The sequence below is a fragment of the Micromonospora sp. WMMD712 genome (genome assembly GCF_029581295.1).
Lineage (GTDB): Bacteria > Actinomycetota > Actinomycetes > Mycobacteriales > Micromonosporaceae > Micromonospora > Micromonospora carbonacea.
Genome location: NZ_CP120743.1, coordinates 6775816 through 6792970 on the forward strand (window position 1 = coordinate 6775816; position 17155 = coordinate 6792970).

Here is a 17155-nt window from a genome sequence, read left to right on the forward strand (position 1 = left end):
CGGTAGACTCCGCCGACTGTGACTCCTGCCGAGCCCCTGACCGTCGAGCCCCCGACCGTCGAGCCCCCGGCCGGCGCGGAGCCCGCAGCCGCCCCGCCGCCCGCCGCAGCCCCGTCACCCGCCGCCGCAGCCCCGCCGACCGCGCCCGCCGCGGCCCCGGCCGCCGGCACCCGCAGCCGGCGGCGCTGGCGGTGGACGCCCCGGCGGCGGGACCTCGCCGTCTACGGGGTCTTCCTGCTCGCCGCGCTCTGGGTGACCAGCCAGATCTGGATCGACCCCGCCGGCCGGGTCGCCTCGCTCTACAGCAGCGACCCCGCCCAGGTGCAGTTCTTCCTCGCCCACTCGGTGCGGGTGGTGCTGCACGGCGAGTTCCCGTTCTACACCGACCAGTTCAACTACCCCGACGGGGTCAACCTGATGGCCAACACGGCCGTCCTGGCGCTCGGCATCCCGATGGTGCCGGTGACCCTGCTGTTCGGGCCCGCCGTCTCCTTTGTGGTGCTGGTCACCTGCGGTCTCGCCGGCACGGCCGCCGCCTGGTACCGGGTGCTGTCCCGGCACGTCGTGCGCAACCCCCTCGCCGCCGCCGTGGGCGGCTGGTTCTGCGGCTTCTCCCCGGCGATGCTCTCGCACGCCAACTGGCACCCGAACATCATCAGCCAGTTCCTGCTGCCGTTCATCGTCTGGCGGGTGCTGGTGATCACCCGGTCGAAGCGGCCCGTCCGCGACGGGGCGCTGCTGGCGCTGCTGGTCACGGTGCAGGCGTTCATCAACGAGGAGATCCTGCTCTTCACAGCGCTGGCCTGCGGGGTGTTCCTGATCGCCGTGCTGGCGCAGCGGCCGGGGCTGTGGTCGACCGCGTGGCGGCCCCTGGGCGTCGCCGTCGCGGTGTGCACCGTGCTGGCCGGCTCGCTGCTGGCGTACCCGCTCTACGTGCAGTTCGCCGGCCCGATGGCGTACCACGGGCTCAGCGACGCCGTCCGCGACTACGGCAACGACATCGCCGCCTTCTTCGCCCCCGGCTCGCCCACCCTCGGCGGCAACGAGCGCGCCAACGTCAACCTCGCCCCGAACTACTCCGAGGAGAACGCCTTCCTCGGCTGGAGCCTCGCCCTCATCGCCGTCGGCATCGTGCTCTGGCTGCGCCGCGAGCCGATCGTCCGCGCCCTCGCGGCGACCGGCGCGTTCTTCGCGCTGCTCTCCCTCGGTGAGCGGGTGTCCTGGTGGGACCGGGAGCTGTTCACCGGGCCCTGGGAGCTCCTGGTGCGGCTGCCGCTGCTCGACGCCGTCGTGCCCACCCGGTTCGGCATGATCACCAGCGTGGTGGTGGGGGTGCTGCTCGCCCTCGCCGTCGAGCGGGTGTGGGCGCTGCGCACGGCCGAGGCCCGCACCATGCGTACCCTCGGCGTGGCCGCCCTGGTCATGGCCCTGCTGCCGATCGCGCCGATGCCGCTCAGGGTCACCTCGCGCCCGCCGGTGCCGAAGTTCATCACCGCCGACCGGTGGCGCGACTACGTCGGCCCCGACCATACCCTGGTGCCGATCCCGGTGCCCAGCATGGGCAACACGCACGGGATGCGGTGGGCGGCCAGCACCAACCTCGACTTCAAGATCCCGGGCGGCTACTTCCTCGCCCCGCGCAACGGCAACACCGGCGACCCGGGCCGCTTCGGCGGGCGGCCCAGCGGCGTCGGCGAGCTGCTGGAGGACGTGGCCAGCACCGGCCGCACCCCGAAGCTCGACGACCGTCAGCGCCGCCGCTCGCTGGACGAGCTGCGGCACTGGCGGGCCGCGATCCTGGTGCTGCCGGTCGGCCAGCACAACGCCGAGCCGCTGCGGCGTACCGTCGAGGACCTGGTCGGCCCGGCGCGCCGCGAGCTGGACGTCTGGGTCTGGGACGTGCGGACCCTGACCGACCCGTCGGCCTGATGGCCGCGCCCGCCGCCGTCGGCGCGCCGGGCGGGCGGCGGCAGCCGGTCGCGCCGCCGGTCGCCGCCCGGCCCCGGCGGGTACGCGGCGTCGACGTCGCCGTCGTCGCCGGCTACCTCGGCCTGGCGGTGCTGCTCACCAGCCGCCAGTGGGGCCGGCCCGACCGGCTGTTCCACCAGGACAACGACCAGATGCTGTTCGAGTGGATGCTCGCCCGGGCGGCCCGCGCGGTCACCGCCGGAGAGAATCCGCTGCACAGCGCGGCCCTGAACGCCCCGGACGGGGTGAACCTGATGGCCAACACGTCGGTGCTCGGCCTCGGCGTGCCGCTGACCCCGGTGACGCTGCTGTTCGGCACGCAGGCGGCCTTCCTCGTGGCGGTCGTGGTCAGCCTGGCCGGCACCGCCACCGCCTGGTACGTCCTGCTGGCCCGCCGGCTGGTCGGCTCCCGCGTCGCCGCCGCCGTCGGCGGCCTCGTCTGCGGCTTCGCCCCCGGCATGGTGGCCCAGGCGGGGGCGCACCTGCACATGGCCGCCCAGTTCCTCGCGCCGCCGATCCTGGCGCTGGTGTTCCGGCCCGGCACCGACCGGGTCCGCCGGCACGGGGTGGCGCTCGGGCTGCTCGTGGCGTACCAGGTCTTCGTCGGCGAGGAACTGCTCGTCTTCCTGGCGCTCGCCGCCGGGGTGTTCGCCGTGGCGTACGCCCTCGCGGACCGGGCGGCGGCCCGCCGGCTGACGCCCGCCCTCCTCGGCCGGCTCGGCGTGGGCGCGCTGGTGGCGGGGGCGCTGCTGGCGTACCCGCTGTGGTTCCAGTTCCTCGGCCCGGGGCACTACCAGGGGATGCCCTTCCACGCGCGGGGCTTCCAGCTCGACGCGGCCTCGTTCACCGCGTCGGCCCGGCAGACGGTCCTCGGCGACGGGTACGTCCCCGGGCTGCTCTCGCCGAACCCGACCGAGGAGAACTCGTTCTTCGGGCCGGGCCTGCTGGTGCTCGCCGTGGTGGTCGTGGCCTGGCTGTGGCGTCGGCCGTTGGTGCGGGCCCTCGCCGCCGTCGGGCTGCTCGCCGCGCTGCTCTCCCTCGGCGACACCGTCCGGGTCGACGGCGCGTCGACCGGGCTGCCCGGGCCGTACCGGCTGCTGGCCGGGGTGCCGCTGCTCGACCTCGTGGTGCCGGCCCGGTTCGCCCTGATCTGCGTTCCGGTGCTGGGGGTGCTGGTCGCCCTCTCCCTGGACCGGGCACTCGCCCTGGCCCCGGTCGGGGGCGGCGCGGTGCCGGCCGTGCCGGGCTCCGGGGGCGGGGCGGTGGGCTTGTCCGGGACCGGCTCCGGGGGCGGGGCGGTGGCCGACCGGCCGGGGGCGTCGGTGCGGCTGCTCTGGGGCGGGGCCGTGGCCGCCGCGCTGCTCCCGCTCGCCCCCACGCCGATCCGCACCGTGCCGACGTGGCCGGTGCCGGCGTTCGTGGCCGACGGCGGCTGGCGGGCGTACGTGCCGCCGGGGCGGACCCTCGTGCCGGTGCCGCCGGTGACCGGCGCGGGGGTCAGCCCGGCGACGTTCTGGTCGGCCCGCACCGGGCTGGCCTTCACCGCACCGGGCGGCTACTTCATCGGCCCGAGCGCCGCCGCCGACCCGACCGCCCACTGGGGCGCGCCCGACCGCCCGACGGCGGCGCTGCTGCGCCGGGCGGCCGAGACCGGCGAGACGCCGGTGGTGACCGACGCGGACCGCCGGCAGGCGGTGGCGGACCTGCGGCACTGGCGGGCGGCGGTGCTGGTGCAGGGCGGGCTGCACCGGGGCGAGGCGGTCCGCCGCACCGTCGACGCGCTCGTCGGCCCGGGGCGCCAGGTCGACGGCGCGTGGGTGTGGGACGTGCGCCCCCTGGTCGGCTGACGCCCGCCGCGCCGCCGCGGGCAGCGCGCCCGCGTGCCGCGGCGGCGGCGTGCGGCGGTGGGCGTGCGTGTTAGGAAGGGCCCCCTGTACAACAGAATGCGTTAACAGGGGGCCCTTCCTTGCACCTCAGACCGGCCAGAGCCAGACGTCGTCGACGCGCTGCGGGGGGCCGAGCAGGGCGGTCATCAGCTCGCGCAGGACCGCCTCGCGGGGATGCGCGCCGAGGACGACCACGGACGCCTTCCAGTAGCGCAGGTCCTCGGCGGCCTGCCGGCGGTTCTCCTCGGTCAGCGGCGGCAGGGTGCCCGAGTCCATCGTGGCGTAGATGAGGGTGCTGGTCGGCCGGTTCGGGGCCCCGAAGACGCCCTCGCCCTCGGGGTTGGGCCCGATGAAGTAGCCGCCGGGGATCGGGAACTCGTGCCCGGTCAGGGCGCTCCAGCGCAGCGTGGGCAGGCCGTGCACGTTGCTGGGGATCGGCACCGGCACCAGGGTCCGGCCCGCCGGGACGTACGGCCGCCAGCTGCCGGAGGTGATGAAGTGCGGCGGCGGGTCGATCCGCTCGGCCGGCAGCGGCCGGGGGACCAGCGGCAGCACGGCGAGCGCGAGCGCCGCGTACCCGACGGGGCGCAGCCAGCGGCCCGCCCGGCCGGCGGCCCCGGCCCCGGTCTCGGCCGGCGCGGTGCGGGCCAGCGCGTCCCAGGCCAGGGCGAGCAGCACGCCGACGGCGGCCGCCACCACCAGGGCCAGCCGGGTGGGCATCATCATCTCCACCAGCGGCAGGTCGTCCGGGATGTACGCCCACGGCCCGTCGATCGTGGTCTCCGCCCCGTCGAAGCGCACCACCGGGCCGATCGAGGCGACGGTGAACACGACCACCAGCACGGCGACGATCCGGGCGGCCAGCGACCGGCGCACCAGCAGCGCCAGCGCGACCAGCGCCACCAGCACCAGCGGCCAGCCGAACCAGGTGTTCTGCTCGGTGAGGCCGATGGTCTTCTCCACCGCCTCGTCGCCGGCCACGGTGTCCCGGGCGAACGTGACGAACGCCACCAGGTCCTCGCCCCAGTTGTGGAACACCCCGCCCTGCAACCCCCGGTAGGACTGCGGGCCGTTGAACTGGAACCAGATCGGGTACGCGGTGAGCAGCAGCGCCAGCGCGCCGCCGAGGCCGAGCGCGGATCCGAAACCGCGGGCGCGGGCCCACGCCGCCCGGGGGCGCTGCGCCGCGTACGCGAGCACGACCACGAGGCAGGCCAGCGCCGTGAGCAGCAGCATCTCCTCGTTGATGAAGATCTGGTACGCCACCAGCAGCCCCAGCACCACCCCGTCGCGCCGCCAGCTCCGCCCCGCCGCGCCCAGCAGCAGCACCCGCGCCACGATCAGCGGCAGCAGGTAGTTGGAGACGAAGTTGGGCTGCCCGTTGGCGTGGTGCACGATGCCGGGCGCGAAGCCGAGGAACGCGCCGCCGAGGAACGCCGCCGCGCGCGAGCGCACCAGGTGCCGCGACAACATCCAGTACGCGGTGGCCGCCGTCGCCGCGAGCGCCCCGCCCAGGTAGAGGGCGTACGTCACCTGCGGGCCGAACAGCAGCGTCACCGGCGCCAGCGGCAGGGTCGCCCCGAGCAGCGACGTGTTCGCCATCATGTTCACCCCGTCCGGGGCGTTCTGGCGGGTGGAGAACAGCGGGTTCTCCAGGTGCTGCACCGAGTACGCGCCGTGGGCGAAGAGCCACTCGAACCAGCTGTGGTCGGTCGGCAGGTGCGACGACACGCGGTGCTCGACGTCACCCCAGTAGTTGAGGCACACGAGGACGCCGAGGAGCACGTACGCTCCGATGGCCAGCAGGTCGGCGCGGGCCGGCCGCCGGCGGGGCCGGCGCGGTGTGCCTGTGCCCGCCGCCCCGGGCCCGGTCGACGCGGCCCGCGTCGCCCCGGGTGCGGAGTCGACGGGCGCGGAGTCGGAGTTCAGCGAGGGGTCTACCACCGGCACGGCCACGACGCGCCATCGTACAGGCGCGTGCGCGCGGTCCCGGTCGGCCGGTGCGCCCCACGACGGCCCGGCGGGACGCGCCGCCGCAGCGCCGGCCACGGCCCGGGAAGGAGCGAGGGTGACGCTGATCGACCTCGGCGAGGTGCGCGGCGACGGGGAGCCGGGGCCGGCGTCCCGGCCGCCCCGGGCGGTGGGCCGGCCGCTGCGGGTGGCGCTGGCCGGCGTGCTCGCGCTGTTCGTCCTGGCCTCGTCGACGCCCGTGGCGAGCCCCGCGTCGGCGGTGCTCGGCGGCCGGCTCGGCATCGAGGTCGTCGTCCTCGACGGCCGGGTCTACCTGCTGGACCCGGGCGCGCCGGGCGCCGACGGGGCCCGGGAGGTGACGGCCCACGGTACGCCCACCGGCGCGGGGGCCGGCGTGCGGACGCTGTGGCGCACGGTCCTGCCGGGCCTCGGCCGGCTGGGCGGCGTGCAGGAGCAGGACGGCGTCACCCTGCTCGTCGACTACCGGACGGACGGGGTGCAGACCCTCGCCGTGGACGCGGGGACCGGCGAGCGGCGCTGGCAGCAGGCCGGCTACCCGGTGCTCGCGGCCGGCGGCGGGCTGCTGCTGCTCGGCGACGACATCGAGCGGGGCGAGCTGCGGTCGGTGGACCCGACGTCGGGCCGCCTCCGGTGGTCGGTGCCGGGCCGTCTGGGGTGGGCGGCCTTCGCCGACAGCGACGAGGACGGGGCGGCCGAGCAGGTGGCGCTGGTCACGGCCGCCGGCGGGATCGAGCTGCGCGACACGGCCTCCGGGGTGGTGCGGGCGAGCCTCGTCGCGCCGCCGGGCGGCTGGCGGGGGGACCTCCAGGTCGAGGTCGCCGGTGACCTGCTGCTGGCCTTCGAGCAGGACAAGGGCGAGGTCCGGCGGGTGACCGCGTACGGGCTCGCCGCGCTGGACCGGCGCTGGGCGCTGGAGCAGCCGACCTTCGGCTACGCGGGGGCCTGCGGGCCGGTGCTCTGCGCCTACGCGTACCGGGGCTTCGACCTGTCCGGGCTCGACCCGGCGACCGGCGGGATCCGGTGGACGAATCCCCGCTGGCAGACGGTCGTCGCGGTGCGCGGCGACCGGCTCCTGGCGATCGCCGACGAGCAGGCGGGCGGCACGGCCAGCCACCTCGGCGTGCTGGACGCCGCCACCGGGCGGGAGGTCGCCGACCTGGGGAGCTGGGACCTGGCGTTCAGCCGCACCCCGGGCGGGCCGTACTACGGCACCCGGGCCGACCGCGACGGCCGGAGCCTGGTGGTCGCCGAGCTGGACCTGGCGGGGGCGGCGGCCCGGGTGCGCGACGTGCTGCCCGGCGCGGCGGGCGACTGCGCCGCCGACGGCCGGGACATCGTCTGCCGCCGGCACTCCGGCACGTACGGCTGGTGGCGGCTGCCCGCCTGACGGCCCTCCCCGCCCGGGCGCGCCCCGCCCGGCGGCTGACCGCCCGGACGCCCGGCCGGGCCGGGTGCCACGCTGGTTTGGTGGCCGGCACTAGGTTGTCGGGAGGTCGGCCGGCGAGGAGGCGGGTATGCGGGTGTTGGTGGTCGAGGACGAGCGCAACCTCGCCGACGCGATCGCGCGGGGGTTGCGCAAGCGCGGCATGGCCGTCGACGTGGCCTACGACGGCGACAGCGGTCACGAGATGGCCTTCGTCACCCGGTACGACGTGGTGGTGCTGGACCGGGACCTGCCCGGCGTCCACGGCGACCAGATCTGCGCCGAGCTGGCCGCCTCCGGCACGCTGACCCGGGTGCTCATGCTCACCGCCAGCGGCACCGTCGCCGACCGGGTCGAGGGGTTGCAGCTCGGCGCGGACGACTACCTGCCCAAGCCGTTCGCCTTCGACGAGCTGGTCGCCCGGGTGCAGGCGCTGGGCCGGCGGGCCACCCCGGCCGCCCCGCCCGTGCTGGCCGTCGCCGACCTGGTGCTCGACCCGGCCCGCCGGGTGGTGACGCGCGGCGGGGCGCCGGTCGACCTGACCAACAAGGAGTTCGGGGTGCTGGCCGAGCTGCTCAAGGCGCGCGGCGCGGTGGTCTCCAGCGAGGAGCTGCTGGAGCGGGTCTGGGACGCCAACACCGACCCGTTCACCACCATCGTCCGGGTGACCGTGATGACGCTGCGCCGCAAGCTCGGCGACCCGCCGCTGATCGAGACGGTGGTCGGCGCCGGCTACCGCACCGCCGAGGGGCTGGCGTGAGCGTCCGTCTGCGGCCGACCCTGCGGCTGCGGCTCACCCTGCTCAACGGGGTGCTGCTGGTGGGGGCCGGGACGATCCTGGTGCTGCTGGCCTGGCTGCTGGTCCGCGACGCGCTGCGCCCCACCGACGAGCTGCTGCCCGGCACCACCGTGCTGCTGGCCGACGGCCGGTCCCTGGACGCGGGGGAGTGGCAGCGGCAGCTCGTCGACGCCGCGTCCCGGGAGCTGCTGGTCAAGGGCCTGCTGGCGTTGCTGGCGATCAGCGTGGTCGGGGTGGCCGGCGCGTACGCGGTGGCGGGCCGGGCGCTGCGCCCGCTGCACCAGGTCACCGCCACCGCCCAGCGTCTCGGCGAGGCCACCCTCGACCAGCGGATCGGCTGGTCCGGGGCGGACGACGAGGTGGCCGAGCTGGCCAAGACGTTCGACGCGATGCTGGACCGGATCGCCGCCGCCTTCGAGGCGCAGAAGCGGTTCGTCGCCAACGCCTCGCACGAGCTGCGTACCCCGCTCGCGGTGATGCGGACCGAGATCGACGTGACACTCAGTGACGACGAGGCCGACGCCGCCGAGTACCGCCGGATGGCCACCGTGGTCCGCGACGCCTCGGAACGGGCCAACGGCCTGGTCGACGCCCTGCTGGTGCTGGCCCGCAGCGAGGCCCAGGCGGGCCGGCGGCTGGGCCGGCGCACCGAGTGCGACCTGGCCGCCGGCACCGCCAACGCGCTGTCGGCCGTGCGCCGGGAGGTGGAGCGGATCGGGCTGCGGGTGCAGACGTCGCTGGAGACCGCGCCGGTGGTGGGCGACCCCGGGCTGCTGGACCGGCTGGCCGGCAACCTGATCGAGAACGCGGTGCGCTACAACCACCTGCACGGCCGGATCACGGTGCGCACCGGCACGGACGGCTGCACGTCCTGGCTGGTGGTCGCCAACACCGGCTTCGAGGTCAGCCCGGGCGACGTGCCGGGCCTGTTCGAGCCGTTCCGCCGGGGCGGGCAGGAACGCACCGGGGCGCGGGGCTCCGGGCTGGGCCTGTCCATCGTCCGGGCGGTCTGCGACGCGCACGGCGGCACGGTGCGGGTGTTCGCGCAGCCCGGCGGCGGCCTGGAGGTGACGGTGACCCTGCCCGCGGCCGACGCCGTGCCCGCCGCCGTCGGCCCGTCCCACGCCGGGCGGCCCTGACCGGTTCCACGCCGGGCGGCCCTGACCGTTTCCGGTCGATCGGCCCGGACGGGCGCCGGGGCGGGCCACCCTGGCCGTCCCGCGCCGGCCGGGCCTGCCGGTCGGCGCGGACCGACGGCCCGCAGGGCGGCCCTGACCTGGCCCTGGGGCCGGTCGAGGTCGGCTTTTCGTGTGCGCCGCCCGGCTGACCCGGCGAGCCGCGCCTCCGGCGGGCAGCCCGGCGTCGGGTGCTCGGTTGGAGCCGTCGCGCGGTTGGGGCAGAATCGGACCCCGCCGCTGGACTCGGCGGCTCCGGTGCGTGAAGGTGTGATGGCGCCATGCCTCACGTGGTGCGCGCCGCCGAGCCGGCCGTCCCCGGCGGCCCGGCTGTGAGCCGTACCCCACCCCGCACGTGCTCCGGGAGCTGCCCGTGATTCGTTCCTCGTCCCTGACCCGCCGGGCCCCGGCGGTCCTCACCGCGGTCGCCCTGACCGCCGCCGGTCTCGTCGCCGGCAGCCCGGCCAGCGCCGCGCCCGGCCACGACAAGGTGGTCTCCGCGGTCCCGTCCACGGCGTCGCCGGACATCGTGGACGGCACCGTGTTCGCCATCCACGACGCCGGCACGAAGATCATCGCGGCGGGTTCGTTCACCACGGTGCAGAACCGCAACTCGGACGTGGACATCACCCGCAACTACGTGCTCGCCTTCGACAAGGCCACCGGCGCGGTCGACACCGCCTTCGTGCCGGTCGTCGACAACGAGGTCAGCGCGGTGGCCGCCGGTCCGACCGCCGGCACCGTCTACCTGGCCGGCAAGTTCAACACGGTCAACGGGGTGACCCGGCGCAAGGTGGCCCTGGTCAACGTCGCCACCGGGGCCACCGTCACCAGCTTCGCCGGGCCGGCGTTCAACGGGCTCGTCGACGACGTCGCCCTGGTCGGCAACCGGCTGCTCGTCGGCGGCATCTTCACCACCGCCGGCAACGCCAACCCGCGCGGCGGCCTCGCCTCGCTCAACGCCACCACCGGCGCGCTGGACAGCTACCTGACCACCACGCTCACCGAGAACCACAACTACGACGGGGTGAGCGGGGCCAAGGCCGGCGTCGGCGCGGAGAAGCTCGCGCTCTCCCCGGACGGCACCCAGCTCGTCGTGATCGGCAACTTCCGGAAGGCCGACGGGGTGCTGCACGACCAGATCGTGCGGCTGGACCTCGGCGCGACCGCCGCGACGGTGGCCGACTGGAACACCAGCCGGTACACCCCGCGCTGCTCGTGGAAGTCCTTCGACTCGTACATGCGGGACGTGTCCTTCGGCCCGGACGGCAGCTACTTCGTGGTGGTCACCACCGGCGGCCAGTACAGCGGTTCGCTCTGCGACACCGCCGCCCGCTGGGAGGCCGGCGCGACCGGCGACGCCCAGCAGCCCACCTGGGTGAACTACTCCGGCGGCGACACCTTCCTCTCGGTCGGCGTCAGCGAGCAGGCCGTCTACGTCGGCGGGCACCTGCGCTGGCTCAACAACACCTTCGGCGGCGACTCGGCGCAGGCCGGGGCCATCGGCCGGGCCAGCATCGCCGCCCTCGACCCGCGCAACGGCCTGCCGCTGTCGTGGAACCCGGGCCGGCACCCGCGCGGCTACGGCGTGGCCGAGATGCTCGTCACCCCGCAGGGCCTCTGGCTGGGCTCCGACCAGTCCTGGATCGGCAACTTCCAGTACCGGCGGGAGCGGATCGCGTTCTTCCCGCTGGCCGGCGGCAAGGCCCCGCACTCGACCGCCACCGCCGACCTGCCCGGCGCGGTGTACCAGGCCGGGGTGCCGGTGCCGACGAACGTGCTGTACCGGATCAACGCCGCCGGTCCCGCCGTCGCGTCGACCGACGACGGGCCGGACTGGAGCGCCGACACCGCCGACGCGCCCAGCCCGTACCACAACACCGGCAGCAGCGCCGCGAGCTACGGCGTCGTGCCCAACCTCGACGGGACCGTCCCGGCCGGCACCCCGGCCGCGCTCTACAACAGCGAGCGGTGGGACGGCACCGGCGCGCCGGAGATGCAGTGGGACTTCCCGGTGCCGGCCGGCACCGAGGTCACCGTCCGGCTCTACCTGGCCAACCGGTACGCCGGCACCGGCACCCCCGGCAAGCGGGTCTTCGACGTGACCCTCGACGGCACGCTCGTCCTGAACGACCTCGACCTCGCGGTCACCCCCGGGCACGACATCGGCACCATGCGGGCGTTCACGATCGTCAGCGACGGCAACGTCGACATCGACTTCGGGCACGTGGTGGAGAACCCGCTCGTCAACGCCATCGAGATCGTCAAGACCGGCCCGCCGCCCGCCGGCACCGGCGACGAGGTGCAGACGCTCTCCTACGACGGGGCGAGCGCCGTCGGCACGCCCGTCCCGGTGGCCAACCCCGACGACACGGACTGGTCGTCGGCGAAGGGCGCGTTCTGGGTCGGCGGCACCCTGTTCTACGGCATGAACGGGGCGCTCCAGCGGCGCACCTTCGACGGGACGACCTTCGGCACGCCGAGCCTCGTCGACCCGTACCACGACGCCTACTGGGACAACGTGGAGACCGACTCCGGCCCGGCAGGGCAGACGTACACCGGGGTCACCAGCAACTTCTACGCGGAGATCGCCAATGTCACCGGCATGCTCTACACCGGCGGCCGGCTCTACTACACCCTCTCCGGCCAGAACGGGCTGTTCTGGCGCTGGTTCACCCCGGACAGCGGGGCGGTCGGCGCCGACAAGTTCACCGTCGCGGGGGTGACCGGGTTCGCCGACACCGGGTCGATCTTCCTCGCCGGCGGCACCCTCTACCGGGTCAGCCGCTCGACCGGCGCGCTGGCCTCGACCGCGTGGGCCGGCGGCGTGCCCACCGGCGCGTTCACCACCGTCAGCGGCCCCGCCGTCGACGGGGTGGACTGGCGCGCCAAGGCCGTCTTCGTCGGCCCGTAGACCCCCGCCGCACCACGGGGGCACCCCGGCCCGGCTCCGCGTCCGCGCGGCGCCGGGCCGGTGCCCGTTCCGGGGTACGCGTCGACCGGGCCCCGCCGTGCGTCCCGCGGAAACGGCGTTGCGGGGCGGCCGGCGGCGTGCCAGGATCGTTGCCGTCAGCCCGACGGCCGGAGGGAGGTGCGGTTGATGTCCACCACGACCAGTCCCGCGCCCCGCTCCACCCGCCGCTGACCTCTGTCGATCCCGCGGGGCGCCCCACTCCACCACGGAGGCGACCGTGAGCGCACGGATCAGGAACCTCAGCATCGACTGTCACGACACGTACGCCCTGGCCGGGTTCTGGGCCCAGGTGTTCGGCACCGGGCGGCAGCCCGACGACCTCCCCGGCGACCCGGAGGCGATGGTGCGCACCGCCGACGGGGAGACCGTGCTGTTCCTCCAGGTGCCGGAGGGCAAGACGGTGAAGAACCGGGTCCACCTGTGCCTGGAGCCGGCCGACCGGTCCCGCGACGCCGAGGTCGAGCGGCTGCTCGCCCTCGGCGCGACCCAGGTCGACGACCAGCGGCGGCCGGACGGCACCGGCTGGGTGGTCCTCGCCGACCCGGAGGGCAACGAGTTCTGCGTGCTGCGCAGCGCCGCCGAGCGGGAGGCGTCGGCGTAGCCCCGGAAACGGGCCGGGCCCCCGCGCGGTGCGCGAGGGCCCGGCCCGCCTGCCCCGCCTCGCGCGGGGCCCGGTCTCCCACCCGGGCCGCCTCGCGCGAGGGGCCCGGTCACCCGCCGGTCAGGAGCGCTGCTCGATCTGGCCGCGCATGGTGACGAACTCGGCCTCCGCCTGCTTGGCGGACTTGAAGAACACCACGATCATGCCGAGGCTGCCCCGGTCGGCCCAGACGCAGACGCCCAGCGGCATGCCCGCGGTCTTGCCGTCGCCGCAGCGCGCCTCGCCGCCGAGCGGGCCCGGCTCGGTGGCGGTCATCTCCTGGACGGTCAGCTGGGTCTTGAGGCCGGCGATCGCGTCGTCCAGCTCCTTCTTCGGGTCCGCCAGCACGCCCGAGGCCGCGGCGATCATCACGAGGTCCTGCTTCGCGGCGTCGCCGTAGAACGCACCGGCGGTGCTGGTCTCGTTCTGCACGGTCGACTTCATCTCGGCGACCAGCTCGTCCGACAGCTTCGTCAGCTCCGGGTCGGTGACCTGCTTGCGGCCGGCGAGGGTGGCCGGCGCGGTGACCCGGGTCTTGGTGGCGTCGACCACGTCGCCGACCTCGTCCTTCACGGCGAACCAGGTGATCGCCGCGCCGCCGAGGCAGAGCACCAGCACCACGGCCAGGACGATGAGCACGATCTTGCCGGCCTTGGACTTCTTCGGCGGCAGCGGCGCGGCGGACGGCGCGCCGTAGGGGTGGCCGGCCGGCGGCGGGTAGCCGCCCGGCTGCTGCGGGGCGGGCTGCTCCCCGTAGGGCTGCTGCGGATAGGGGTTGCCCGACGGCTGGGACATGTCGATTCAGCTCCAGTTAGTTGATCAGGAGCGGTGATCGTAGCCAGCCCCACCGACAGCGGCCGACTCCGCCGGGGCGAAGGTGAGGTGAACGACGACCGCGGCGGCCGAGACGCCCACGAAAGGGACGTCCGGCCGCCGCGGTCGCGGGGGAGCGGGGCGGATCAGGCGGGCAGGCTGGCCACACCGGGCGGCAGGAACCGCCGGCCGGTCACCCGCTCGCTGGCACCCGTCCGGTCCAGGTACGGCGTGACGCCGCCCAGGTGGAACGGCCACCCCGCGCCGAGGATCAGGCACAGGTCGATGTCCTGCGCCTCGGCGACGACGCCCTCGTCGAGCATCAGCCGCACCTCCTGCGCCAGCGCGTCGAGCGCGTTGCGCCGCACCTGCTCGGCGGTCAGCGGCTCGTCGCCGACGACCAGCAGCTTGGCGACGTCGGCGTTGATCTCGTCGTCGACCACGATCGGCTGCCCCGACTCGGCGATCCGGCGCAGGTTCTCGCTCACGGCGAACCGGTCCGGGAACGCGCCGTGCAGGGTGCCGCCCACGTGGTACGCCACGGCGGGGCCGACGAGCTGGAGCAGGGCGAGCGGGCGCATCGGCAGGCCCAGCGGGTCCAGCGCGGCGTTCGCCACGTCCAGCGGGGTGCCGGCGTCGACGGCGGCGAAGACGGTGCCGAGGAAGCGGGTGAGCAGCCGGTTGACCACGAACGCCGGGGCGTCCTTCACGAGCACGCTCGACTTCTTGAGCTGCTTGCCGACCGCGAACGCGGTGGCCAGGGTGGCGTCGTCGGTGCGCTCGCCCCGCACGATCTCCAGCAGCGGCAGCACCGCGACCGGGTTGAAGAAGTGGAAGCCGACCACCCGCTCCGGGTGCTCCAGCTCGGCGGCCATCGCGGTGACCGACAGGCTGGAGGTGTTCGTGGCGAGCACCGCCTCCGGGGAGACGATCTTCTCCAGCTCGGCCCAGACCTGCTTCTTGACGTCCAGGTCCTCGAACACGGCCTCGATGACGAAGTCGGCGTCGGCGAACGCGGCCTTGTCGACCGAGCCGCTGACCAGCCCGTACAGCTTGGCGGCCGTGCCCTTGTCCATCCGGCCCTTGCTGACGGCCTTCTCGATCTGGGTGTGCACGTAGCCCACGCCCTTGTCGACGCGGCCCTGGTCCAGGTCGGTCAGGACGACCGGCACCTGGAGGCGGCGGGCGAACAGCAGCGCGAGCTGGCTGGCCATCAGGCCGGCGCCGACGATGCCGACCTTGTTCACCGGCCGGGCCAGGCCCTTGTCGGGCGCGCCGGCCGGCCGCTTGGCCCGCCGCTGCACCAGGTCGAACGCGTAGAGCCCGCTGCGCAGCTCCTCGGAGAAGACCAGGTCGGCGAGGGCCTCGTCCTCGGCGGCGGTGCCGGCGGCGAAGTCGGCGTCCTTCGCCGTCTCCAGCAGGTCCAGCGCCTTGTACGCGGCGGGGACCGCGCCGTGCAGCCGTTGGTCGAGGGTCTGCCGGGCGAAGTAGAGCACGCCCGCCCACATGTCCCGGTCGACCTCGGGCCGGGTCACGGTGATCTCGCCGCGCACCACGCCGGCCGCCCACTGCAGGGACCGCTCCAGGAAGTCGGCCGGCTCCAGCAGCACGTCGGCGATGCCCAGCTCGGCGGCCTGCTTCGGCTTGAGCATCTTGTTCTGCATCAGCGGGTTCTGCAGGATCACCTGGGTGGCGGCCGGGATGCCGATCAGGTTCGGCAGGAGCTGGGTGCCGCCCCAGCCGGGGATCAGGCCGAGGGAGACCTCCGGCAGCGCCAGGGCCGACGCCCCGCCGGACAGCGTCCGGTAGTGGCAGTGCAGCGCCAGCTCCAGGCCGCCGCCCATCGCCGCGCCGTTGACGAACGCGAACGTCGGGACGGTGCTGTCCTTCAGCCGGGCGAAGACCCGGTGGCCGAGCCGGCCGATCTCCAGGGCCTGCTCCCGGTCGGCGAGCTGCGGCAGGCTGGTGATGTCGGCGCCGACGCAGAAGACGTACGGCTTGCCGGTGACCGCGACGAACGCCGGGTCCGCCGCGAGGGCGGCGGTGATCGCCTCGTCGAGGCTGGTCAGGCTGCCCGGACCGAAGCTGTTCGGCTTGGTGTGGTCGAAGCCGTTGTCGAGGGTGATCAGGGCGGCCGGGCGGGCCAGCCCCGGCACGTGCACCTGGCGCAGCAGCGCCCGGGTGACCACCTCGTTCGGTGCGGCGAGCGCGCTCACTTGTCTCCACCCTCCCGCTGATCCTGCTTGCTGGACTCCGTCCAGTGTGGGTTCTCCCAGATGACCGTGCCGCCCATGCCGATGCCGATGCACATGGCGGTGAGGCCGTAGCGGACCTCGGGGTGCTCGGCGAACTGCCGGGCGAGCTGCGTCATCAGCCGCACCCCGGAGGACGCGAGCGGGTGACCGATGGCGATCGCGCCGCCCCACGGGTTGACCCGCGGGTCGTCGTCGGCGATGCCGAAGTGGTCGAGGAAGGCGAGCACCTGCACGGCGAACGCCTCGTTCAGCTCGAACAGGCCGATGTCGTCGATGCCCAGGCCCGCGATGCGCAGCGCCTTCTCCGTCGACGGGATCGGCCCGATGCCCATCACCTCCGGCTCGACGCCGACGAAGCCGTACGACACCAGCCGCATGGCGACCGGGAGGCCCAGCTCGCGGGCGGTGTCCTCGGCGGCGAGCAGGCTCGCGGTGGCGCCGTCGTTGAGGCCGGCCGCGTTGCCCGCGGTGACCTTGCCGTGCGGGCGGAACGGGGTCTTGAGGGTGGCGAGCTTCTCCAGCGAGGTGTCGCGGGGCGCCTCGTCGACCGTGGCCAGGCCCCAGCCGCCCTCGTCGTCGCGGATCGCCATCGGCACCAGGTCGCCCTGGAGCTTGCCGTTGGCGTACGCCTTCGCGGTCTTCTGCTGCGAGGCGAGCGCGAACGCGTCCGTGCGCTCCTTGGTGATGTGCGGCACCCGGTCGTGCAGGTTCTCCGCGGTGGCCCCCATGACCAGGGCGGACGGGTCGACCAGCTTCTCCGCGACGATCCGCGGGTTGGGGTCGACGCCCTCGCCCATCGGGTGCCGGCCCATGTGCTCGACGCCCCCGGCGATCGCCACGTCGTACGCGCCCATGGCGATGCCGCCGGCCACGGTGGTGACGGCGGTCATCGCCCCGGCGCACATCCGGTCGATGGCGAAGCCTGGGACGGTCTTCGGCAGGCCGGCCAGCAGGGCGGCGGTGCGGCCGATGGTGAGGCCCTGGTCGCCGATCTGGGTGGTGGCGGCGATGGCGACCTCCTCGACCCGCTCCGGCGGCAGCTGCGGGTTGCGGCGCAGCAGCTCGCGGATGCAGCGGATCACCAGGTCGTCGGCGCGGGTGTTGGCGTACATGCCACCCGCCTTGCCGAACGGGGTGCGGACGCCGTCGACGAAGACGACATCGCGGACTTCACGGGGCACTTGAGCCTCCTTTTCGACCCTGACTCGGCCACGTCGCCGACCAGCGGCA

11 protein-coding genes are annotated in these 17155 nt (G+C 75.0%); 7 read left to right on the forward strand and 4 right to left on the reverse strand.

What is annotated here, in order from left to right; translation table 11 throughout:
- Nucleotides 1–18 precede the first annotated feature (18 nt).
- Nucleotides 19–1929 carry a hypothetical protein gene (locus O7633_RS29330; protein WP_282324698.1) on the forward strand — a complete coding sequence of 637 codons (1911 nt, stop codon included), beginning with the start codon at nt 19–21 and terminating at the stop codon, nt 1927–1929.
- The gene (locus O7633_RS29335; protein ID WP_282324699.1) at nt 1929–3815 is read left to right on the forward strand and encodes a hypothetical protein; all 1887 of its coding nucleotides are present in this window, start codon (nt 1929–1931) and stop codon (nt 3813–3815) included. Before O7633_RS29330 ends, O7633_RS29335 begins: the two co-directional genes overlap by 1 nt.
- Nucleotides 3816–3941: 126 nt before the next feature.
- On the opposite strand, the gene O7633_RS29340 is transcribed toward O7633_RS29335, so the two are convergent.
- Nucleotides 3942–5810, reverse strand: a complete 1869-nt coding sequence (locus tag O7633_RS29340) for a hypothetical protein (protein WP_282324700.1) — start codon at nt 5808–5810, stop codon at nt 3942–3944.
- Between the two features lie 112 nt (nt 5811–5922).
- Here O7633_RS29340 and O7633_RS29345 point away from each other — a divergent pair, with 112 nt between their 5' ends.
- From O7633_RS29345 to O7633_RS29365, 5 genes are all read left to right on the forward strand, one after another.
- Nucleotides 5923–7233 (forward strand): hypothetical protein, encoded by a 1311-nt coding sequence (locus O7633_RS29345; RefSeq protein WP_282324701.1) that lies wholly within the window; start codon nt 5923–5925, stop codon nt 7231–7233.
- A gap of 127 nt (nt 7234–7360) precedes the next feature.
- Complete coding sequence (locus tag O7633_RS29350) at nt 7361–8029, forward strand: response regulator transcription factor (RefSeq protein WP_074473992.1); 669 nt, start codon at nt 7361–7363, stop codon at nt 8027–8029.
- The gene (locus tag O7633_RS29355; protein WP_282324702.1) at nt 8026–9207 is read left to right on the forward strand and encodes a HAMP domain-containing sensor histidine kinase; all 1182 of its coding nucleotides are present in this window, start codon (nt 8026–8028) and stop codon (nt 9205–9207) included. Before O7633_RS29350 ends, O7633_RS29355 begins: the two co-directional genes overlap by 4 nt.
- A 409-nt stretch (nt 9208–9616) precedes the next feature.
- Nucleotides 9617–12157 carry a malectin domain-containing carbohydrate-binding protein gene (locus O7633_RS29360; RefSeq protein ID WP_282324703.1) on the forward strand — a complete coding sequence of 847 codons (2541 nt, stop codon included), beginning with the start codon at nt 9617–9619 and terminating at the stop codon, nt 12155–12157.
- A 277-nt stretch (nt 12158–12434) separates the two neighbouring features.
- Complete coding sequence (locus O7633_RS29365; protein ID WP_282324704.1) at nt 12435–12818, forward strand: VOC family protein; 384 nt, start codon at nt 12435–12437, stop codon at nt 12816–12818.
- A 120-nt stretch (nt 12819–12938) separates the two neighbouring features.
- Here the strand turns inward: O7633_RS29365 and O7633_RS29370 are convergent, their stop codons facing one another.
- The 3 genes from O7633_RS29370 to O7633_RS29380 all read right to left on the reverse strand — a co-directional run bounded on the left by O7633_RS29370 (nt 12939) and on the right by O7633_RS29380 (nt 17106).
- Nucleotides 12939–13652, reverse strand: coding sequence for a hypothetical protein (locus O7633_RS29370; RefSeq protein ID WP_282324705.1), 714 nt, complete (start codon nt 13650–13652; stop codon nt 12939–12941).
- A 164-nt stretch (nt 13653–13816) separates the two neighbouring features.
- Entirely contained in the window at nt 13817–15886 is a 2070-nt protein-coding gene (locus O7633_RS29375; RefSeq protein WP_282324706.1) for a 3-hydroxyacyl-CoA dehydrogenase NAD-binding domain-containing protein, read from the reverse strand.
- Complete coding sequence (locus tag O7633_RS29380; RefSeq protein WP_282324707.1) at nt 15883–17106, reverse strand: thiolase family protein; 1224 nt, start codon at nt 17104–17106, stop codon at nt 15883–15885. The genes O7633_RS29375 and O7633_RS29380 overlap by 4 nt, the downstream gene beginning before the upstream one ends.
- Between the last annotated feature and the right edge of the window lie 49 nt (nt 17107–17155).